This is a genomic window from Pseudomonas sp. ITEM 17296, from assembly GCF_028895205.1.
In the GTDB taxonomy this organism is placed as follows: Bacteria; Pseudomonadota; Gammaproteobacteria; order Pseudomonadales; family Pseudomonadaceae; genus Aquipseudomonas; species Aquipseudomonas kermanshahensis.
The window spans coordinates 314,713-335,441 of sequence record NZ_WJRS01000002.1; the positions used below are offsets into that span (position 1 = coordinate 314,713).

Below are 20,729 nucleotides of genomic sequence, written 5' to 3' on the forward strand. Positions count from 1 at the left end.
ACACACTCTGCACGCTTGCGCGCTGTGCTTATCAGGCACGTGGTTCGCGTGGCATCGGCCATAGCCCGACCAGCAGCAACAGCGCGGCTACCGCCAGGAACGGCAAGCGTGGGTCAAGGGCATACACCAGGGTGCCGGCCAGTGGCCCAATTACTGCGCCCATGCCTTGGGCGGCGCCGATCGAGCCCGCTGTGGCGCCTTGTTCCGAGGCCTGCATGGCATTGGCCGCCAGCGCCGAAAACGCCGGGAACACAAAGCCCATGCCGGCCGCAGCGACGAAGAAGCACGCCCACAGCCAGGGCGCGGTGGTCGCCAGTGCACCGCAGGCAAAGCCCACGGCCGACACGCTGGCGCCCACCCGGATCATCTTCAGCGGCGGCCATTCCAGTTGGCGCAGCACAACTTGGGCCAGGATCAGCGCCACACCGACCGTGGTCAGGGCAATGCCGGCGACCTGAGCCGCGTCAGCCGGGCCCAACTGCAAGCGGTCCAGGGCGAAGAACCCGACAATGATCTGTGACACGGTGACGCTAAGCATGGCGCTGAAGGCCACCAGCAAAGGCCGGCGCAGCCGGGGGTCGCTCAGTTGCACAGGGCTGGGCGCATGGGTGTGCGCCAGCGCTTGTGGCTTGAGTGTGAACAGCAACACGAAGAACGCGGTGGCCGGCAGCAGCGACATGAGGTGGAACGGCAGGCTCAGGCTGTAGCGCGCGAGCAGTCCGGCCAGTGCCGGGCCCAGCACCAGGCCGACCGCGTTCGCCGCGCCCAGTGAGGCCATGGCGCGGGCTCGGCGCTGCGGTTCGACATGGTCGGCGATCAGTGCATTGCAAGCCACTGGAATGGCGGCGTAGAAGGCGCCGATGCAGCCGCGTGCGAGCATGAGGCCGATAAAGGCCAGGGTTGCGCCCGGCATCCAGCGCAGCGCGCCTTCGACGAACACGCACAACAGCCAGTAGGCCACGGTGAAGCCTGCGCTTCCCAGCAGCAGCACGCGGCGGCGGCCTAGCCGGTCAGCGGCGCGGCCCCACGGGCGTGCCAGCAGCACCCAGACCACCCCGGCGACGGTAACAGCGGCACCGGCCTGCCAGGTGGCCATGCCGAGCTGGCGGGCGATTGGGCCTATCAGGGCAACGAAGGCCATCATCGACATGGTGCAGGCCATGTTGGCCAGCAGCAGTGGGCGTAAGTCCAGCGTGCTGGCAGGCACGAGAGTGGCAGGATCCTTTGCGACGTTCATGGGCAGTCCAGAGAAGTTCAGCGATAAGTGCGCCGATCTTAGTAAGAATTATTATCGATTGTCGAACGCCCTGAACCGCACCGGCTTATTCGCTGCGACGCAGGGGGCCAGGCCACATGCTACGCAAGACGCCGTCGCGGCGCACCAAAGCGTGCATCAGCGCTGCGCCCAGGTGCACCAGGATCGTCGCGAACAGCAGGTAGCCAGCCCAGCCGTGGGCTTGTCGCAGCACGGCATACAGCTGCAGGTCGTGGGGGGCGATTGCCGGCAATTGCAGGGGCCGCGGGTAGCCGCCGGCCGACAGCATGGCCCAGCCCAGCAGTGGCATGGCCAGCATCAGGCCATAGAGCAGCACATGCGAGGCACCGGCGGCGAACCGCTGCAGCCGTGGCAGGTCGCGTGGCAGCGGTGGGTGTGGCAAGGCCAAACGCAGGCCGATACGCAACACCACCAGTACCAGCAAGGCCAGGCCCGTGGCCTTGTGCAGGCTGAGCAATACGGGGTGGCGCAGTGACAGGTCGCTGACCATGCTCACACCAATGAACAGCATGGCCACAATCAACACCGCCATCAGCCAGTGCAGCAGGCGGGCGAGGGGGTGGAAGGCTTCAGGTTTCATGGGCGGGCTCCAGTGCCGAGCGATTCACGGCTGCGGCGGTTGAACGATTCCGAATAGGCGGCGGATCGGGCGGCCAGAATCGGGTCGGCAGAGGCTTCGATGCCGTGGGGCAGGATCAGCGGGTCGAAATTAATGTCGCGGCAAGCACCTTGCTCAGGCGCGTCGACCTGTTCGAGCACAAGCGTGCCGGCGTCTACGCTGCGCCGTTGCGCAGGCCATGGGCTGGCCGGGTTGTCCACGGCGTCGCCAGGCTCGGCCAGGACCAGGCGCAGGGTCCAGCGCAGCGGCCCTTGGGCCAGGCGCTGTTGCAGGTCGTGCTGCAAGTATTGTTTGTCGTCCACCTGGCCTGGCAGGGCGGTAAACGGGGTTTGCGGCTCCAGTTGCCAACGTACCGGCTGTGCCGCGCCGGCGGCGTCGATCAGGCGGAAGGCATTGATGCTGTGATACTGGGTACTGGCGAAACTGTTGCTTGGCTTGTAGCTCGCCGCCCACTGGCGGAACGCCGCGCTTTCGGGGTGGGCGGCAAAAAACGCTTGTTGCCTGGCCGGGTCCGGTTTGCCAGTGGCAGGGTCTGGCGTACTGGCCAGGACTTGTTCATAGAACGCCTGCGGCGTACCCACCGCCAGTACCGGCGGGTTGTTCATGCCGGTACGCCAGACTTGCCCATCGTCAGTGCTGAGCTGAAGCGCCAGGCTGCGCACCGGGATTGCCGTGTCCGGCGCGAACGGGTTGGCGCCGCCAATGGCAAAACGGCCGATAACCGGCACGCGTTCCTGGCTGAACACGCGGGCCGTGGACAGGCTGGCAGCCTGCCCGCTGGCCTGGAAGTAGCCCGAGACACAGAGGCCTTTTGCGTGGTTCTTGCGGTAGCCTGGGTAGTGCCCGGCCTGGGCCTCGAAGGTGTCGATGATGCGCTTTGGCGTCAGTTCAGGTGCGCCGATCCAGCCGGCGGCATAGGCAAAGCCTGCGCCGGCAGCCAGCATGACAGCGCCGATGGCCGCCAGGCGCAGGGCCTTGGCGGGGCCGTGCAAAGGTGAGTTCATGATCATCGTCCGGTTCTGTGAAGGTGCCGGTACGACGCTGCAGGGAAAAACTTATTCCCTGGGCGGGAATAGATTTTGTTACCGGGCGTCTGCCTCTTACACTGACAACCCCAGAGGCCGGGACATAGCCATGCACGATCTGGACGAACACCAGTGGCGCGAGCTGCTGGCACGTTTGCGCCGCTTTGCCTTGTGGTTGACGCGCGAACCGGGCAGCGCCGACGACCTGGTGCAGGCCACCGTCGAGCGAGCCTTGAGTCGCCAGGGCCAGCAACGTGAAGCTGAGGCGCTGCGCGCCTGGCTGTTCACCATCCTTTATCGGCTGTTTCTTGACGGCAAACGCCGCGACCGCCTGCATGCCCGTTGGCTGTCCTGGTTCGGCCGCGCCGAGGTGGAAAGCGAGCCCGTTGGCGGCAATATCGAAGACATCGTGCTGGCCCAGGCCGACCTGCGTGCCTTTGCTCGGCTGTCGGCGGAGCAGCGTGCTTTGCTGCTGCTGGTGAGCATCGAAGGTTTGAGTTACAAAGAGGCCGCCCAGGCCTTGGGCATCCCTATCGGTACCGTGATGTCGCGCTTGTCGCGCGCCCGCAATGCCTTGCGCGAACTGACCGAGGGCAACCCTCAACCCCCGGCCTTGCGGAGACTGAAATGACACGCCTGATCCCCACTGAAGATGAGTTGCATGCCTACATCGATGAGCGCCTGACGCCTGCCCGCCGGGCAGAGGTAAAGGTTTGGCTGGCGGCCAACCCGCAGGAAGCGGCGCGGGTCGAGGGCTGGCGCAGCGATGCGCGGCGGCTGCGTGTGGCACTCGCCGGCCTGGGTGAGCAGCCGGGGGGGGCGCAGCTAGATCTGGGCCAATTAAAGCAGCGGCTGCGCCAGCGTCGTCAACGGCGTTGGGCATCGGCGGCAGTGCTCGTGCTGGCGATTGGTGTGGGTGGTTTGGGCGGTTGGCAGGCGCGGGATGCGATGTTGGCCAGGGTCGATCTGCCCATGGCCGATGCGGTCCAGGCTCATCGGCTGTTTGCCGGTAGCGAGGCGCTGGATATCCAGGCCAGCGACCCGACTCAATTGCGTGACTGGTTGGGGCGTCATTTCAGCCGGGTAGGCCAGTTGCCGGACCTGGCAGGTTACGGTTTCAGGCCGGTGGGCGCGCGGTTGCTCAGCAACGAGCAAGGGCCTGCGGCGCTCCTGGTGTTTCAGGATGGCAAAGGGGAACGCATCAGCCTGTTTCTGCGCTCGCCGGGTGAGCGTTATGAACGCATGCCCGAGGGGCAGCGGGTTGATGGGCAACTGGAGGCACGGTACTGGTCGCATGGGGCGTATAACTTTGCGTTGGTCAGTGCGGCGGACGATACGCGTGGGGCGGGTGTAGGGGAGGCGTTGCGGTTGGGGTTGTAGGGTGATGGTGATGATATGGTTGAGTGGGTGTGGGCAGCCAGGTGTAGGGCATGGGATTTACAGCGCCTGTGAGATCGAGCGCCGCCCGCGCGGCGCTTCGCAGCACAAGGCTGCTCCCACATCTGTTTCGGGCCAGTAACGCCTGTAGCAACGCGCGCGACCGCCTTGTTTGTTCCACACGATATCGAGGTGAGCGCCAAAGGGCCGCGCGCCTCTGTCTCAGGCCTGATTGGCCCGAAAAAAATGTAGGAGCAGCCTTGTGCTGCGAAGCGCCGCGCGGGCGGCGCTCGATCTCACAGGCGCTACAACTCCAATGCCTTACACCTGACTAGGGTCAGCTCAACTCCAGCCAGATCGGCGCATGGTCCGACGGCTTTTCCATCCCGCGCAACTCATAATCCACACCCGCCGCCTTGATCCGTGGCACCAGGTGCTGCGACGCCATGATCAGGTCGATGCGCAGGCCACGCTTGGGTTCATCCTCGAAACCGCGGCTGCGGTAGTCGAACCAGCTGAAGCGGTCGGCCACGTCCGGGTGCAGGTGGCGGAAACTGTCGACCAGGCCCCAGCCTTTAAGGCGCTCCATCCATTCGCGCTCTTCCGGCAGGAAGCTGCATTTACCGGTCTTGAGCCAACGTTTGGCGTTGTCCGGGCCGATGCCGATGTCGCAGTCCTGGGGCGAGATGTTCATGTCGCCCATCACCAGCACCGGCTGGTCGTTGCGGAACTGGTTTTCGAGCAGGGCCTGCAGGTCGCTGTAGAAGCGCTGCTTGGCCGGGAATTTGGTGGGGTGGTCGCGGCTTTCACCCTGGGGGAAGTAGCCGTTCATGATGGTGATCGGGTTGCCGTCGGCATCGGCGAAGGTGCCCCAGATGAAGCGGCGCTGGGCGTCTTCCTCATCGGTGGCAAAACCCTTGTGCAGGCTCAGCGGTGCCTGGCGCGACAGCAAGGCGACGCCATAGTGGCCTTTCTGGCCGTGGTAATGCACGTGGTAGCCCAGTGCCTGGACATCGGCCAGAGGGAACTGATCGTCGCTGACCTTGGTTTCCTGCAGGCCGATCACGTCAGGCTGATGCTTGTCGATCAGCGCCGCCAGCTGATGCGGGCGAGCTCGCAGGCCGTTGATGTTGAAACAGACGATCTTCATGGAAAGACAATCCCGGTAAAAGCCGCGATGCTAGCCGACATCGCGCGTCATCACCAGCATGGCGGGTTCGGGGTGCTGCTGCTAACGTGCTGTAGGGGCTGAACGATGCGCGGTGGAGCACACTCCAAGGCATTGCAAGCCCATTCCAGGAGGACTGCCCGCAATGCCCGAAACCACTGCCACGCCGGCGCGTATCTGCCAACTCGACGACGGCTACAGCCGTGAGGCGCGTTCGCTGTTGTACAACGCCTACCGCCATGAACCTACCTTTGCTTACATTTTCGAGGCGCAGCGCCCAGGCTATGAGCGCCGCCTGCGCGTGATGGTGCGTGAATGGGTACGCCAGCACTTTTACCTGCAACTGCCGGCCATTGGCCTGTTGCTGGATGACCGCTTGATTGCCCTGGCCCTGATCGTGCCGCCGCTGCGCAGGCTGGGGGTGGCCGACAGCTGGGCCTGGCGTTTGCGCATGATGCTGGGTACCGGCCTGCGCTGCACGCGACGCTACATGGACTACCAGGCCGCATTGGCCAGTTGCTTGCCTACAGACCAAGTGCACGTCTTGCCTCTACTGGGCGTGCACCCGCAATTTCAGGGGCGCCAGTACGGTGAGCAATTGTTACAAGCTGTGCATGACTGGTGCGCGGAAGACCCCAGCACCCAGGGCGTGGTGCTGGACACCGGCAATGAGCACTACCTGGCGTTCTACCAGCGTCAGGGCTATGAAGAAATTGGCGAGGTTGCCGTAGGGCCGATCCGAGAAAGGGTGTTCTTCCATCCCAACCCCGTGTCTTCAACTTCCGCTTTTGCCTGACAAGCCGCCAGACGGCTCCCTTGAGCGCCCGGCTCTGGTAGCATGCCCCGCATGACGTATTCAGGAAGATTAACCTGGGGCCTGGTTTTCTGGGTCGCCAGTTTCGCAGCATGGGGCCAGAGCGAGTTGCTGGTGAAGGTAAAACCAGCCAACAAAGCGCTCAAGGCCAATGTCGAAGGCTATATCGGCAACTTGGGTGACCGCGATGAAGAAGCGCTTCTGCGCTTCAGTCGCGGGGCTCAGGAGCAGGCGCGCAAAGCCGCGCAGGCACTTGGCTACTATCAAGCCCAGATCGATACCGAGGTCAAGCCTCCCGCCAAAGCCGACCAAGCCCCGCAATTGATAATCCAGATCGCCCCCGGCGAGCCTGTGCGCCTGCGCAACGTGACGGTGCGCATCGAAGGGCCTGCCAGTGAGATGAAGGCGTTTCGGGTGCCCGACAGCAAGGCACTGCGCGCTGGCGAGCAGCTTAACCATGGGCTTTACGAAGATGCCAAACGGCTGATCCAGAACCAGGCTTCACGCTATGGCTTCTTCGCCGGCCGCTTCAGCCGCCAACGCCTGGCAGTCGACCCCCAGGCCGGCGTGGCCGACATCGAACTGGTCTACCAAAGCGGCCCTCGCTATCGCCTGGGCGCGGTCAAGTTTGGCGGTGACACACCGCTGGATGAAGACCTGCTGCAGCGCATGGTTTCGTTCAAGCCAGGCACGCCCTATGACTCCGAGCTGATTGCCGAACTCAACAACGACCTGCAATCGAGTGGTTACTTCGAAGGTGTGCGGGTAGACGCCGCGCCGACTGCCGCCGTGGGCGAGGACATCCCGGTGGAGGTCCGCCTGGAAACCCGCAAACCACGCACCATGGGCCTGGGCTTGGGCTTCTCAACTGACGTCGGCCCCCGTGGCAAGGCCAACTGGACGCGACACTGGGTCAACCCTCAGGGCCACAGCTACGGCTGGGAAACCGAACTGTCGGCACCTCGGCAGAACGTCGGCCTGTGGTATGACGTGCCGCTCGACCCGCCGCTGACCGACAAACTGCGCTTTGCCGGTGGTTACCAGAACGAGGAACTCGCCGGTACCGACACCCTCAGCAAGCTGCTCACCGTCGGGCCAGAATGGCACAGCAAGTTGCCCAGTGGTTGGCAGCGGGTCATCTCGCTCAAGTACCAGCGTGAAGAGTACCGCCTGGGCGATGACTCGGGGCTGAGCAACTTGCTGATGCCGGGTGTCAGCTTCTCGTACCTGCGCAGCGACAACCGCATTGACCCGCACAATGGCTACCGCCTGCAGTTCGATACCCAGGTGGCGAAGGAAGGCCTGGTCTCCGACACCAACCTGCTGCACGGCAACGTGCTGCTCAAGGGCCTTACCACGCTTGGCCATAACCATCGCTTCCTCGGCCGGGTGCAATTTGGCGGCAGCGCCACCAACGGCTACAAGAACAACATCCCGCCATCGCTGCGCTTCTTCGCCGGTGGCGACCAGAGCGTGCGTGGCTATGACTACCAGACCTTGTCGCCGAAAAACAGCGACGGCGACCGCATCGGTGGCCGCTACCTGGTGGCTGGCAGCGTCGAGTACCAGTACTCACTGACTGAAAAGTGGCGCGTGGCAACCTTTGTCGATCAGGGCAACTCGTTCAACACCTTCGAGCTGCCAAGCCTGAAGACTGGGGTGGGCATTGGTGTGCGTTGGGTTTCACCGGTCGGGCCACTGCGCCTGGACCTTGCCAAGGCCCTCGATGACGAGGGCGGTATTCGCCTGCACTTCTCCATGGGGCCTGAGCTGTGACACGTGTGTTCAAATTCGTACTGCTGGGCGTGCTCGGCGGGGTAGTGGCCGTGGGCCTGGCGCTGGGCGTGCTGGTGGGGACCGAAAGCGGCAGCCGCTGGGCACTGGCCAGGGTGCCGGGGTTGCAGGTCGCTGACTTCCAAGGGCGCCTGGCGGGCAGTTGGCAAGCCAGCCAGCTGAGCTGGGTGGAGGGCGGTAATCGGGTCGAGGTGCAGGCCCCGCTGTTGACATGGTCGCCCGGGTGCCTGCTGCGTGCCACCTTGTGTATCGATCAACTGCAGGCGCAGCGCATCGACATGGCGTTTGCACCCAGCGATGCACCGGCTGAAAGCGGCCCGCTGCAACTCCCGGCCCTGCGCTTGCCGGTCGCCATCGAGCTGGGCGAGGTCAAGATCGGCCAACTGCGACTCGACGGCAGCGACCTGCTGGGTGATGTGCAACTGGCCGCCCACTGGACCCAAACGGGCATGCGCATCGACCGCCTGCATCTGCAGCGCGATGACCTGCGCCTGGACCTGCAAGGCGACCTGCAACCTGAGGGCGATTGGCCGCTGCAGCTGCAAGGGCAAGTTCAGCTGCCTTCGGTAGAGGGTAAAAGCTGGCAACTGGCGTTGACCGCGCAAGGCGAGCTGCAGAAAACCCTCACTCTCGAAGGCACCAGCTCGGGTTACCTCGATGCACGGCTGAACGGTGAGCTACAAGCGTTGGCCGAGCACCTGCCGGCAACGCTGCAGATCCGTTCCGACGCTTTCAAACCAACCGGGTCGCTGCCGGACACCCTGCAGTTCAATCAGCTTGAGCTCAATGCCAAAGGTGATTTGCTCAAGGGCTATAAATTGTCGGGCTCGGCCAGTTTGCCGGCTGAGCAGTCACCGATTGCCTTGGTCCTGTCCGGGCGGGTGGATAGCAAAGGGGCCAAGGTCGATGCCCTGGACCTCAACGCCAGCGATAACCAGCGGCTGAAGCTGCAGGCCAGTGCCGACTGGCAACAGGGCCTGACAGCCGATGCCCAGCTCGATTGGCTGGACTTCCCGTGGTTGCGCCTGTACCCGCTGGAGACGCCGCCTGACGTCACGCTCAAGCAATTCAATGCCCAGGTCCACTACCGCGATGGCAACTATCAAGGCACCTTCAAGGGTGATCTCGACGGCCCGGCGGGGGCGTTTTCCCTGGCCAGCCCGTTCGAAGGTGATTTGAGCCAGGTGAAACTGCAGCAGCTGGCGCTCAGCGCTGGGCAAGGCAAGGCCGAAGGCAGCGTCGCGGTGCGCTTCGCCGATACGCTGGCGTGGGATGTCGACCTGCAGCTCTCGGCGCTCGACCCCGCGTATTGGCTTGCCGAACTACCCGGCACCCTGGCCGGGCCGCTGCGCAGCAAAGGTGAAATGAAGGGGGATGCACTCAAGCTCGATGCCCAGCTCGACCTTAAAGGCCGCCTGCGCGGGCAGCCGGCAGTGCTCAAGGTCGAAGCCCAAGGGGCTGGGGAAAGCTGGACGCTCGGAGCCTTGGCTATCCAGCTGGGTGACAACCGCATCAATGGCAGTGGCAGCCTGCAACAGCGGCTGGCCGGGCGCGTGGATCTCGACTTGCCGCGTTTGGGGCAGCTATGGCCCAGGCTGCAAGGGCAGGTCAAGGGCCGGCTGGACGTCGCCGGGACCTTAACGGCACCCCAAGGTACGCTCACTTTGCAGGGCCAACAGTTGGCGCAGGCCGAAAACCGTATTCAGCGCCTGGACCTGGACGCACGCCTGGACAGCGCCCAACGTGGTGTGATCGACCTCAAAGCCGGCGGCATTCACCTCGGTGACACGGCACTGGGCACCTTGCAGGCCAATGGCAAAGGCGACATTCGCCAGCAAGCCCTGACCCTGGCGCTCGACGGCCCGCAGCTCAAGCTGGACCTGGGCCTGGACGGCCAGTTGAGCAAAGGCGATTGGCGTGGTCGCCTTGCCAGTGGCCGAATCCAGGCCGGAGGCCAGGATTGGCAGTTGCAGGCGCCGGCACGCCTGCAGCGATTGGCCAGCGGCCAGCTGGATTTTGGCGCCCATTGCTGGCGTTCCGGCCAGGCCAGCCTGTGTGGTGATGACCAGCGCCTGGCGCCTGAGCCGCGCTTGCGCTACCACCTTAAACAGTTCCCGCTGGACAGCCTGGCCCAGTGGCTGCCAAAGGACTTTGCCTGGCAGGGCCTGCTGAATGCCGACGTCAACCTGGATATCCCGGCCAGCGGCCCGAAAGGCAACATTGTTGTCGACGCCAGTGGCGGCACCTTGCGCGTGCGCGACAAGGGGCGCTGGATCGATTTCCCTTATCAGGCGCTGCGCCTGGACAGCACCCTGGCACCTCGCCGCATCGACACCCGCTTGAATTTCCGGGGTGAGCGCCTGGGCGAACTGAGCCTGAATGCCCGCCTCGACCCGTTGGGCAAGAACAAGCCATTGTCGGGCGATTTCCGCCTGGCGGGCCTGGACCTGTCGGTCGCCCGACCGTTCGTGCCCATGGTCGAACGCCTGGCCGGGCAGTTGAATGGCAGCGGAAATTTGTCGGGTACGCTGCTGGCACCGCAGGTCAACGGCAACCTGGTACTGAGCCAGGGCGAGGTCAGTGGCGCCGAACTGCCGGTTAGCCTCCAAGACCTCTCGCTGCAGGCTACGATCGCGGGTGAACAGGTCCAGCTCAACGGCGGTTGGCGCAGCGGCGAAGCGGGGCGCGGGCAACTGTCCGGTAATCTGACTTGGGGCCAGGCCTTGGGCATGGACCTGCGTTTGCAGGGGCAACAATTGCCGGTGACGGTCGAGCCCTATGCGACGCTGGAAGTCGCCCCGGACCTGAACCTGCGCTTGGTCGATGACAAGCTGGCGATAACCGGCAAGGTGCAGGTGCCAAAAGGCAAGATCACGGTACGCGAGCTGCCGCCCTCGACGGTGAAGGTGTCTGATGACACCGTTATCGTTGGCCATCAGACCGAGGAGGGCAAGCCGCCCATGGCGATGGCCATGGACATCGATGTCGATGTCGGGCGCGAAAAGCTGTCGTTCAAAGGCTTTGGCCTCACGGCCAACCTGTTGGGCCACGTGCATATCGGCGATAACCTCGATACCCGCGGTGAACTGAGCCTGGCCGATGGTCGTTACCGCGCCTACGGGCAGCGCCTGACCATACGCCGGGCGCGCTTGCTGTTTGCCGGCCCGCTCGACCAGCCGTACCTGGACATCGAAGCGATTCGCAAAGTCGATGATGTGATTGCCGGTATTCGCTTGAGCGGCAGTGCCGAGCAGCCCACCACGCAGGTGTTCTCCGAGCCTGCCATGAGCCAGGAGCAGGCCCTGTCGTACCTGGTGCTGGGTCGCCCTTTGGGCACGTCGGGTGAGGACAACAACATGCTCGCCGAGGCCGCGTTGGGCTTGGGCTTGGCAGGCAGTGCCGGCATTACCGGCAGCCTGGCATCGAGCCTGGGTATCGATGATTTCCAGTTGGATACCGAAGGCTCAGGCAATACCACCAGTGTGGTCGCCAGCGGCAACCTGACCGAGAAGCTGAGCTTGCGTTACGGGGTAGGGGTGTTCGAGCCTGCCAACACCATCGCGTTGCGCTACAAGTTGAGCCGGATGGTGTACCTGGAGGCTGCCAGCGGCTTGGCAAGCTCGCTGGACATCTTCTACAAACGGGACTTCTGATCGCCGCGGTCAGCGGACCGTGGCAGCTTCGACGAATTCATTGGTATCGGGAGTAGGCGAGGGTGTGGGTTTAGCTATGCGCACCGGTGTGATCAGGCTGGTGTATTCCTCGATCAGCCGGTTAAGCGCTTCAGGCGGCTCACTGGCCTGGAACTGCATGCGGATCTGCACCTCGTCAGGGTCGCGACTGTCACCCTGACGGCCCTGGCCACCAATGGTCACCTTGAAACTGGCGGCGTTCGTCTCGCTGGCCGCCTGCAGCGCTTGCTGCGCCTCGGTGCCCTTGACGCGGACCGACAGGTCAACCTGCATGCGCTCAAGTGCCAGGCCCTTGGGCGACACTAGCGCAAACAAGGGCACACGCATGATGTGCTGCTCATCCATGGCGATTTCGACCATTTTGGCTTTCATGGGCGCACCCAGTGCTTCGGTGTCGCAGTCGAAGAATTGATCGAACAGATTGATGTACTGCTGAGCTATCAGGCTGTTGGTGGCGCTGGCGGCTTCTTGCAGGCCGCGTGTGATCTCACGCAGGTCGATGGATGTCATGGGGGCGGGGGACTTGTCCAAACGTTCGGCTCCTGGGTCCAGGGGGGTGCCCCCTGTTGCAAGGGGGCGATCGTTACCAACGTTAGTTAGCAGCAGGTGCCCCAGGCGTTGCTTTGCTGCCGTTCGCGAGGCCGTTGAGCGTGTCGGCTTGCGAGATCATATCCGGGCTATTCAGCTTTGCGGACTTGACGACAGTGGGTTTGGTGGCAGCCTCGGTCAGGAAATCGATGACCCTCATCACCGCTTCAGGCGGATCTTGGCGCTTCAGGGTCGTGCTGAAAGCGTAGCGGGCGCGGGTGTCGGTCTTGCGGGTTTGCGTGGACTTGTGGCTGATGCTGCCCTTGACGTTGAGCTTGAATGGCCCCCAACCCAGCGACCCGGTTGCCGTTGCGGCCAGGTATCTGTCGGCCACGTCTTCCGACATCTGGTTGATGGTCAGTTCGAACTCGACATTACCTTCCTCAATGGCGATGTTCGGGTGGGTGATCGCCGCTACCAGCGGCACTTTCATGGTTTTGCTGACGACGCCTTGGTACTCACCCTGTTCATCGACGATGGTTTCGTCGTAGTCGAACTGGATGGCGACCGCCTTGCCTTCCTGAACGCACACTTGCATCAGGAAGTCGGCGTACGACTTGCTTGCGGTTACTTGTGCCTGAACCATGGCTTGCATGGGGCCTGCGATCATGCGGTCCATCGGCAAGGCATTGATGACGGATCCGATGAGGCTGTTGTCTAGGGACATAGCTGGATTCTCTTTTTAATGGGTGCTGCAAACCTAGCCGTCAGTGGCGACCACTAGGGTTATCGACCAGCGAACACAGGGGGTCCTGTCGGCGGATATTGCCGATCTGCCGCAGGCTCAGGCCGTACTTGTCGGCCAGCAGGCTGCGTGACAAGCCCTCGGCGCTTTCCTGTTGGATCTGCAGGTTGCGCAACTGGCGCATGAAGTGGTCGGCCTTGGGGATTTCCAGGGCCACGCCAGCGAAGCGCTTGATCAGCGCATCGAGCGCGTCGGCCGGGAGCACATCGGCGAGCTTGGTGCGCTCGCGGTGCTTGGGGATGTATTTGGGTCTGCCGCCATAGGCGCAGGTGAGTTGGAATGCATTGTCGATACCGATGCAGTCGATCAGCGCTTGCAGTGAGTGGGGTAACTGGCTGATGTCTATCCGGGTAAGGTCTGGTAACTCCATAAGACGCTCCTTCGTTCGGTGTAGATGCGGTAAGCGATCACCTGCGGCGTTGTGTCGAAGGTGTGACCGAATTCTCAGGTAGAGCCAAGGTGCGTCGCTAGGCGCCATATAGGCTTGGGTTTGTAGCCTCGTTGAACAGTGTTTGCAGGCAGTGATTTCCCTTCTTGTAGGACATGCCTTCAACTATTCGCTGCAGCCGGTGAATTCCCGCTGTGACACGCCATGGCTTACCTGCTGGGTCAGTGACCCTCAGTCGCACGGATAGAGGCTCAACAGGCTTGCGCTTCTCAGGTATGCCTTGGGGGTCGTGCTCATGCCTTGGGGCAGGGCGCGCCAGTCGACCAGCAGGCACAGCGCGTTGAACGCATGCTCGGCGCGTTTTCCTACAATGCGATCGGGAAAATTTCGGCGATAAAGTGCCCGGGTCTGCTTCACTGCGTGCACCTGGTCGGCCTGTGCCAGTGTTTGTCGGGCCAACTCCGGTAACAGGGTTGCCGGCACGGTGAAGTGCACCTGGGAGGCATGAGCCTGCAGGTAACCCGCTTCGCGAACGCTGTACCAGAGTTGCTGCCATTGGCTGGACCCGGCGTTGGTCGCCAGTTCACTGCCTAGCTTGAGCAACTGTTCGGGGGGTGTCTGGCGCGTGTCCAGCGCGTAAAGAGGTAAGGGCGTCACAGCAAGAGATGCAAGCAGCAGGGATTTGTACATAGTGCCTCCGGCACGGGCGATGAGGGCCCATGCTTTCAGGCGAGTGGCACCACACTAAGCAGGAAATGCAGCGCCAGTGCGGGTGGGCGTTGTATCATTGCCGCGGCTCGTTGCGAGCCTTTTGCCCCTGATGTTGCAAGGAACTTTCAATGACACACGTGCAGCGCCTCAAATATTCACTTCTGATCATCCTGGTAGTACTGGGCCTCATGGTTGGCCTGTCCCACCTGCAAAAGCAGGGCACGATCAGTGAGCAGACCTTCCAGTTGCTGGCGATCGCCATTGCGGTGGTCGTGGTAGTCATCAACGGCATTCTGCGGCGCAAGGTCAAGCCCTGACCTGTGCGGGCCGGCCAGGCGTGGCCGGCCGTACGCTCAGCGCGGGGACGCTTGATCCAGCACGGCGCGGGCCTGGGGGTTGAGGCTGTAGCATTTGTCGCTGCCCAGGTTGATGACGCCTTCGGCGCACAGCCGCTTGAGCACTTCACGCACGCTCAGGAACGACAGTGGAATGTCCAGTTGTTCCAGTTGCGCGTGCACGCCACGCACGCCAATGCTGCGGCCATTACGGTCGGCCGCATGCAGCGCATCGATCACCTTCAAGCGGATCAGGCTGGTGCGCAAGCCAAAGGTGCGTAAAAGTTCGCGAATCTGTTCGTTACCGACACGTTCTTCGGCGAAAACGTCCTGTCCCTTGGGCGCTTTGCCGGGTACGCGTGCAGCCTGCATTGAGGGTTGCGGGTTGTACATGTGAATGCTCCTTTTCGTGGACTAACCCGAAATGTGGTTGCCTCACTTACTAGGACGAATGAGAACGGAAAATCTGCAGCCCGCTCAAAAAAAAATATGCCTTTCCTGTTCAAGACGTTCTATCGCCTTGTAATACGTAAAATTTTCATTCAGCCATTCGTCTGATCGGGATGACCCCTGGATCCGAGGTGTGCCCGTGTTCTCAATTTCTCGTCCCATGACCAGCGCAGGCCTGGCGGCTGCGCTGGTCGCCTTCAGCACTGCCGCGCTGGCGCAGCCCGCCAGCACGGATGCCAGTGCGCAGATTCGGCGTACCAGCTACGGAGTGCCGCACATCGTGGCTAAGGATGAGCGCGGCCTTGGGTATGGCATTGGCTATGCCTACGCGCAGGACAACCTGTGCCTGTTGGCTAACGAAGTGTTGACGGTTAGCGGCGAGCGATCGCGGCACTTCGGTGCCAAGGCCAAGACCGTCGAGCAACGGGACAACCTTGCCAGTGACCTGTTCTTCACCTGGCTCAATACGCCGAGCGCTGTGGGGGCATTTCTGCAGGCACAACCGGCACCGGTGCGTGACCTGCTCGATGGCTATGCAGGCGGCTTCAACCGTGCCCTCGCCGAGCGCCGCAGCCAAGGCCTACCGGCAGAGTGCGGGCAGGGTGACTGGGTGCGGCCGATCACCAGCGAAGACTTGATCAAGTTGACCCGTCGCTTGTTGGCTGAGGGGGGCGTAGGACAATTCGCCGAAGCGTTGGCAGGGGCACAGCCCCCCTCATTGACCAGTCAGCGCGAGGCCACAGGCTTTGCCACGGCGTTGGCCCGGCAGGAGCGTTTTGCCTCGGAGCGCGGCAGCAACGCGGTGGCCGTCGGTTCGCAGCGCTCGGCCAATGGCCGTGGCCTGCTGCTGGCCAACCCGCACTTTCCCTGGATGGGCGGCATGCGCTTCTACCAGATGCAACTGACCATACCGGACCAGCTGGATGTGATGGGGGCGGCACTACCGGGCTTGCCTGTGGTGAACATCGGTTTCAACCGGCATCTGGCGTGGACGCATACGGTCGACACGTCAAACCATTTCACCCTTTATCGCCTTCAGCTCGACCCGAAGGACCCGACCCGCTACATGCTCGATGGCAAGTCAATGCCGTTGATGCGGCAGGCTGTCAGCGTTACGGTCAAGGCCGAGGATGGCACCTTGAGCCAGGTAGAACGCCAGGTCTACAGCTCGGAATTCGGGCCAGTGGTGCAATGGCCTGGGCGCCTGGATTGGGACGCGCACGCGGCCTACAGCCTGCGCGACGCCAACCTGGGCAACACGCGGGTGCTGCAGCAGTGGTACCGTATCAACCGCGCCGACAGCTTGGACGCGTTGAAGGGTTCGGTGCAGCAGTTGCAGGGCATTCCCTGGGTTAACACGCTTGCTGTCGATGAGGGGGGCGGGGCGCTGTACCTGAACCAGTCGGTGGTGCCGTACGTCGACCAGCAACTGCTGAGTGAGTGCGGCAACCCCAAGGCGCAAGGGCGCATGGTGGTGCTCGATGGCTCGCGCAGTGCCTGCCAGTGGAAGGTCGACGCCCAGGCGGCGCAGCCCGGCATCTTCCCCGCACGATTGCTGCCGAGCCTCGAGCGCAAGGACTTCGTGCAGAACTCCAACGACCCTGCCTGGATGGCCAACCCGGCTCAGCCGTTGACCGGGTTTTCGCCGCTGGTCAGCCGCGATGACCAGCCCCTCGGCATGCGTGGGCGGTTTGCCCTGCAGCGCCTGCAAGGCACGGCCAAGCTGGGTGTAGACGACCTGCAGCGCATGGTGATGGATGATGAAGTCTACCTCGCGAGCCTGCTGCTGCCGGACCTGTTGGCGTGGTGCAAGGGTGCCGAGGCAGATGTGCAGCCTGTGTGTGCCAGCCTGGTCGCCTGGAATGGCAAGGCAGACTTGGACAGCGGCGTTGGCCTGGTGCATTTCGAAAACATGCTCGAGGCCCTGGCGGCTCACCCTGAAAGCTGGCGGGTAGCGTTCAACCCGGCCGACCCGCAGCATACGCCGCGTGGCCTGGCGGTCGAGCAGGCGGCAGTGCGCAAGCTGCTGCACCAGGCGGCGCTGGCGTCCCAGCAGCAAGTGGCCAAAAGCGGGGTGGGGGGCGACAGCCGTTGGGGGCAGGTGCAGCAGGCTATCGATGGTACGCCGGTGCCTGGCGGGCCGCAGGGGCTTGGGGTGTACAACGCGATCCACAGTGTGCCGCATGGGCCGGGCAAGCGCCTGGTGGTCAGTGGTACCAGCTACCTGCAACTGGTCAGCTTTACCGAACAAGGGCCGCAGGCGCGCGGGCTGCTGACGTTTTCACAGTCAAGCGAGGCGGGCTCGGCGCATGCGCATGACCAGACCAAGGCGTTCTCGGCCAAGCAGTTGGCAGTGATTCCGTTTACCGAGGCGCAGATAAAGGCAGATCCGGCGTATCGCGAGACAGTGATCAGCGAAGGGGATAGATAAGTGAATCTGGGGCTGCTTCGCAGCCCATCGGCAAGCCAGCTCCTACAGGTACAGCGTATTCCCAGGGATTCGCACATACCTGTAGGAGCTGGCTTGCCTGCGATGGGCTGCAAAGCGGCCCCAGATTTCCGGGTAGTCAGGAAAACTCGAACGGCGTTAACTGAAAGCCCTGTTCATCGACCTGCAGGGTCCAGCCCCGGCGGTCCCAGTCCCCCAGCACAATGCGCCGTGCCGGTTGCCCGTCCACTACCAGCTTGTGAATCGCCGGCCGGTGGGTGTGACCGTGAACCAGTGTCCTGACACCGTGCGCGGCCATCACCTTGGGCACTTCCTCTGGCGTGACGTCGACGATTTCCGTGGCCTTCATGCGCGTTTGCGTGCGGCTTTCACTGCGTAGCTTGCGCGCCAGCTTGTGCCGCGTGGACAGCGGCAGGTGCCGCAGAATCCAAAGGCTCAACGGGTTGCGCAGGTAACGACGCAGCTTCATGTAGGCCACGTCCCGCGTGCACAGCGTGTCACCATGCATCAGCAGCACCTGCTCACCGCCCAGTTCGACAACGCTCGGGTCGGCCAGCAAGGTGCAGCCTGCGGCATCGCAAAAGGCCTGACCAATCAGGAAATCACGGTTGCCATGCATCAGGTAGACCGCCGTACCGCTGTCGCTCAACTGGCGCATGGCCTGGCAGATCGACTGCTGGAACGGCGTCATGGCATCGTCGCCGATCCACGCTTCGAAGAAGTCGCCCAGGATGTACAGCGCTTTGGCATGCCGCGCACGGCCATCGAGCAGATCAAGAAACGCCCGGGTGATATCCGGGCGTTCTTCTTGCAGGTGCAGATCGGAGATCAGCAGTATCACCCAATGATCTCGGCTTTCTCGATGATCACGTCTTCTTTCGGTACGTCCTGGTGGCCCGCTTTCGAACCGGTGGCGACTTTTTCGATGGCGTCGACGATTTCACGGCCTTCGATCACTTCGCCGAATACCGCGTAGCCCCAACCCTGCACGTTCTTGCCGCTGTGGTTGAGGAAGTCGTTGTTGGAGGCGTTGATGAAGAACTGCGCCGAGGCCGAGTGCGGCTCCATGGTGCGGGCCATGGCGATGGTGTACTTGTCGTTCTTCAGGCCGTTGTCGGCTTCGTTCTGGATGCTGGCACGCTTGTCACGCTTTTCGTTCATGCCTGGCTCGAAACCGCCGCCCTGGATCATGAAGCCCTTGATCACACGGTGGAACACGGTGTTCGAGTAGTGACCGGCTTCAACGTATGCCAGGAAGTTGGCAACGGTCAGCGGGGCTTTTTCGGCGTTCAGTTCCAGGACGATGTCGCCGTGGTTGGTGGTCAGTTTAACTTTGGACATGCTGAAATTCGCTCTTTCAAGGCATTAAGGAATTAGGGTGCGCAGTGCGCGGGTTATCACCTGACGCAGTTTCAGGCGATCGCGACACAATGGCGCGCACAGGCCATTTTGCCAGCCTGCGGCAAAAAGCCGTGATAAATCACGCCAGTTTGTCCGAGCCCGGCTGTCAGCAGCTTGACTGCTTCGGCTATGATAGGCCCTTTGATTCAATCGGCCTACCCAGGCCGGACACGTGCATTCAAGGATCCTATGAGCAAGCCCACTGCCGACAACGCGCCCAACGCCGCTGCCAAAGGCGCCCCCGCTGTCCCTGCGAACTTCCTGCGGCCGATCATCCAGGCCGACCTGGACTCGGGCAAGCACAGCAGCATCGTCACCCGCTTCCCGCCGGAGCCCAACGGTTACCTGCACATTGGTCACGCCAAGTCGATCTGCGTGAACTTTGGCCTGGCCAAGGAATTTGGTGGCGTCTGCCACCTGCGATTCGACGATACCAACCCGGCCAAGGAAGACCAGGAATACATCGACGCCATCCAAAGCGACGTCAAGTGGCTGGGCTTCGACTGGGCCGGCGACGTGCGCTATGCCTCCAACTACTTCGACCAGTTGCACGATTGGGCGGTCGAGCTGATCAAGCGTGGCAAGGCCTATGTCTGCGACCTGACCCCTGATCAGGCCAAGGAATACCGCGGCAACCTCAAGGAGCCTGGCAAGAACAGCCCGTTCCGCGAGCGCAGCGTCGAAGAAAACCTCGACCTGTTCGCACGCATGAAGGCCGGCGAGTTCAAGGACGGCGAGCGCGTGCTGCGGGCCAAGATCGACATGGCGTCGCCGAACATGAACCTGCGCGACCCGATTCTTTACCGCATCCGTCATGCCCACCACCACCAGACCGGTGACAAGTGGTGCATCTACCCGAACTACGACTTCACCCACGGCCAGTCGGACGCCATCGAGGGCATTACCCACTCGATCTGCACCCTGGAGTTCGAAGGCCACCGTCCGCTGTACGACTGGTTCCTCGACAACCTGCCGGTGCCGGCGCACCCACGTCAGTACGAGTTCAGCCGCCTGAACCTGAACTACACCATCACCTCCAAGCGCAAGCTCAAGCAGCTGGTCGACGAGAAACATGTCGACGCTTGGGATGACCCGCGCATGTCGACCCTGTCCGGCTTCCGCCGCCGCGGTTACACGCCGGCGTCGATCCGCAATTTCTGCGAGATGATCGGTACCAACCGTTCCGACGGCGTGGTCGACATGTCGATGCTTGAATTCAGCATCCGTGACGACCTCGACCGCACCGCGCCACGTGCCATGTGCGTACTGCGCCCGCTGAAAGTGGTCATCACCAACTACCCGGAAGGCCAGGTCGAGCAGCTCGAACTGCCGCGCCACCCGAAGGAAGACATGGGGGTACGTGTACTGCCGTTCGCCCGCGAGCTGTACATCGACCGCGACGACTTCATGGAAGAACCGCCAAAGGGCTACAAGCGCCTGGAACCGGCCGGTGAGGTGCGCCTGCGTGGCAGCTACGTGATCCGCGCTGATGAAGCTATCAAGGATGCTGACGGCAACATCGTCGAACTGCGTTGCTCGTACGACCCGGACACCCTGGGCAAAAACCCGGAAGGCCGCAAGGTCAAGGGCGTGATCCACTGGGTGCCGGCCGCAGGCAGCGTCGAGTGTGAAGTGCGCCTGTACGACCGCCTGTTCCGCTCGCCAAACCCGGAAAAAACCGAGGACGGCGGCAGCTTCCTGGACAACATCAACCCAGATTCGCTGCAAGTGCTGACCGGCTGCCGCGCCGAACCGTCGCTGGGCCAGGCACAGCCTGAAGACCGCTTCCAGTTCGAGCGCGAAGGCTACTTCTGCGCCGACCTCAAGGACAGCCAGCCGGGTCGCCCGGTGTTCAACCGCACTGTCACCCTGCGTGACTCCTGGGGCAGCTAAGGAA

The 20,729-nt window shown here is 62.9% G+C and carries 19 protein-coding genes; 8 read left to right on the forward strand and 11 right to left on the reverse strand.

All coding sequences use genetic code 11. The annotated features are described in order from the left end of the window. Window positions 1-31 precede the first annotated feature (31 nt). The 3 genes from GIB19_RS04095 to GIB19_RS04105 all read right to left on the reverse strand — a co-directional run bounded on the left by GIB19_RS04095 (window position 32) and on the right by GIB19_RS04105 (window position 2,905). On the reverse strand, window positions 32-1,237 hold the full coding sequence (locus GIB19_RS04095; RefSeq protein ID WP_274883724.1) for an MFS transporter: 1,206 nt from the start codon (window positions 1,235-1,237) through the stop codon (window positions 32-34). 85 nt (window positions 1,238-1,322) lie between these two features. After that, window positions 1,323-1,856 (reverse strand): cytochrome b, encoded by a 534-nt coding sequence (locus GIB19_RS04100; RefSeq protein ID WP_274883726.1) that lies wholly within the window; start codon window positions 1,854-1,856, stop codon window positions 1,323-1,325. Beyond that, a complete protein-coding gene (locus GIB19_RS04105) occupies window positions 1,853-2,905 on the reverse strand; it encodes a catalase family peroxidase (protein ID WP_099429519.1) in 1,053 nt (350 codons plus the stop codon). Before GIB19_RS04105 ends, GIB19_RS04100 begins: the two co-directional genes overlap by 4 nt. 124 nt (window positions 2,906-3,029) lie before the next feature. On the opposite strand from GIB19_RS04105, the gene GIB19_RS04110 reads away from it, so the two are divergent. Both GIB19_RS04110 and GIB19_RS04115 read left to right on the forward strand, forming a co-directional pair. Further along, window positions 3,030-3,551 (forward strand): sigma-70 family RNA polymerase sigma factor, encoded by a 522-nt coding sequence (locus GIB19_RS04110; RefSeq protein WP_238214916.1) that lies wholly within the window; start codon window positions 3,030-3,032, stop codon window positions 3,549-3,551. Beyond that, the gene (locus tag GIB19_RS04115) at window positions 3,548-4,300 is read left to right on the forward strand and encodes an anti-sigma factor family protein (protein ID WP_274883727.1); all 753 of its coding nucleotides are present in this window, start codon (window positions 3,548-3,550) and stop codon (window positions 4,298-4,300) included. Before GIB19_RS04110 ends, GIB19_RS04115 begins: the two co-directional genes overlap by 4 nt. 334 nt (window positions 4,301-4,634) lie before the next feature. Here GIB19_RS04115 and xthA read toward each other — a convergent pair whose 3' ends face one another. Continuing rightward, window positions 4,635-5,447, reverse strand: a complete 813-nt coding sequence (gene xthA, locus GIB19_RS04120; protein WP_027594805.1) for an exodeoxyribonuclease III — start codon at window positions 5,445-5,447, stop codon at window positions 4,635-4,637. A 163-nt stretch (window positions 5,448-5,610) separates the two neighbouring features. On the opposite strand from xthA, the gene GIB19_RS04125 reads away from it, so the two are divergent. The 3 genes from GIB19_RS04125 to GIB19_RS04135 are packed head-to-tail and all read left to right on the forward strand — an operon-like array spanning window position 5,611 to window position 11,726. Next, window positions 5,611-6,261 (forward strand): GNAT family N-acetyltransferase, encoded by a 651-nt coding sequence (locus GIB19_RS04125; RefSeq protein ID WP_027594806.1) that lies wholly within the window; start codon window positions 5,611-5,613, stop codon window positions 6,259-6,261. Window positions 6,262-6,312: 51 nt separating this feature from the next. Next, complete coding sequence (locus GIB19_RS04130) at window positions 6,313-8,055, forward strand: autotransporter assembly complex protein TamA (protein ID WP_027594807.1); 1,743 nt, start codon at window positions 6,313-6,315, stop codon at window positions 8,053-8,055. Then, on the forward strand, window positions 8,052-11,726 hold the full coding sequence (locus tag GIB19_RS04135; RefSeq protein ID WP_274883730.1) for a translocation/assembly module TamB domain-containing protein: 3,675 nt from the start codon (window positions 8,052-8,054) through the stop codon (window positions 11,724-11,726). The genes GIB19_RS04130 and GIB19_RS04135 overlap by 4 nt, the downstream gene beginning before the upstream one ends. 9 nt (window positions 11,727-11,735) lie before the next feature. Here the strand turns inward: GIB19_RS04135 and GIB19_RS04140 are convergent, their stop codons facing one another. The 4 genes from GIB19_RS04140 to GIB19_RS04155 all read right to left on the reverse strand — a co-directional run bounded on the left by GIB19_RS04140 (window position 11,736) and on the right by GIB19_RS04155 (window position 14,176). Continuing rightward, a complete protein-coding gene (locus GIB19_RS04140) occupies window positions 11,736-12,296 on the reverse strand; it encodes a DUF2589 domain-containing protein (protein ID WP_265968140.1) in 561 nt (186 codons plus the stop codon). A gap of 61 nt (window positions 12,297-12,357) precedes the next feature. After that, the gene (locus tag GIB19_RS04145) at window positions 12,358-13,020 is read right to left on the reverse strand and encodes a DUF2589 domain-containing protein (protein WP_274883735.1); all 663 of its coding nucleotides are present in this window, start codon (window positions 13,018-13,020) and stop codon (window positions 12,358-12,360) included. Window positions 13,021-13,060: 40 nt separating this feature from the next. Continuing rightward, a complete protein-coding gene (locus tag GIB19_RS04150; protein WP_027594810.1) occupies window positions 13,061-13,468 on the reverse strand; it encodes a Mor transcription activator family protein in 408 nt (135 codons plus the stop codon). A 249-nt stretch (window positions 13,469-13,717) separates the two neighbouring features. Continuing rightward, window positions 13,718-14,176 (reverse strand): hypothetical protein, encoded by a 459-nt coding sequence (locus GIB19_RS04155; protein ID WP_274883740.1) that lies wholly within the window; start codon window positions 14,174-14,176, stop codon window positions 13,718-13,720. 149 nt (window positions 14,177-14,325) lie between these two features. Here GIB19_RS04155 and GIB19_RS04160 point away from each other — a divergent pair, with 149 nt between their 5' ends. Continuing rightward, window positions 14,326-14,514: a hypothetical protein gene (locus tag GIB19_RS04160; RefSeq protein ID WP_027594812.1), complete on the forward strand. Its 189-nt coding sequence runs from the start codon at window positions 14,326-14,328 to the stop codon at window positions 14,512-14,514. A gap of 36 nt (window positions 14,515-14,550) precedes the next feature. Here GIB19_RS04160 and GIB19_RS04165 read toward each other — a convergent pair whose 3' ends face one another. Beyond that, entirely contained in the window at window positions 14,551-14,925 is a 375-nt protein-coding gene (locus GIB19_RS04165; protein ID WP_085273484.1) for a fe2+ zn2+ uptake regulation protein, read from the reverse strand. A 196-nt stretch (window positions 14,926-15,121) separates the two neighbouring features. Between GIB19_RS04165 and pvdQ the strand changes: the two genes are divergently transcribed. Further along, window positions 15,122-17,413, forward strand: a complete 2,292-nt coding sequence (gene pvdQ / locus GIB19_RS04170; RefSeq protein WP_274883745.1) for a bifunctional acylase PvdQ — start codon at window positions 15,122-15,124, stop codon at window positions 17,411-17,413. Between the two features lie 136 nt (window positions 17,414-17,549). Here pvdQ and GIB19_RS04175 read toward each other — a convergent pair whose 3' ends face one another. Together GIB19_RS04175 and GIB19_RS04180 are read right to left on the reverse strand one after the other, a co-directional pair. Further along, window positions 17,550-18,272, reverse strand: coding sequence for a UDP-2,3-diacylglucosamine diphosphatase (locus GIB19_RS04175; protein ID WP_099429509.1), 723 nt, complete (start codon window positions 18,270-18,272; stop codon window positions 17,550-17,552). Further along, on the reverse strand, window positions 18,269-18,772 hold the full coding sequence (locus GIB19_RS04180; RefSeq protein ID WP_085273482.1) for a peptidylprolyl isomerase: 504 nt from the start codon (window positions 18,770-18,772) through the stop codon (window positions 18,269-18,271). The genes GIB19_RS04175 and GIB19_RS04180 overlap by 4 nt, the downstream gene beginning before the upstream one ends. Window positions 18,773-19,021: 249 nt before the next feature. Between GIB19_RS04180 and GIB19_RS04185 the strand changes: the two genes are divergently transcribed. Next, entirely contained in the window at window positions 19,022-20,725 is a 1,704-nt protein-coding gene (locus GIB19_RS04185; RefSeq protein ID WP_027594817.1) for a glutamine--tRNA ligase/YqeY domain fusion protein, read from the forward strand. The last annotated feature ends 4 nt before the right edge of the window (window positions 20,726-20,729 follow it).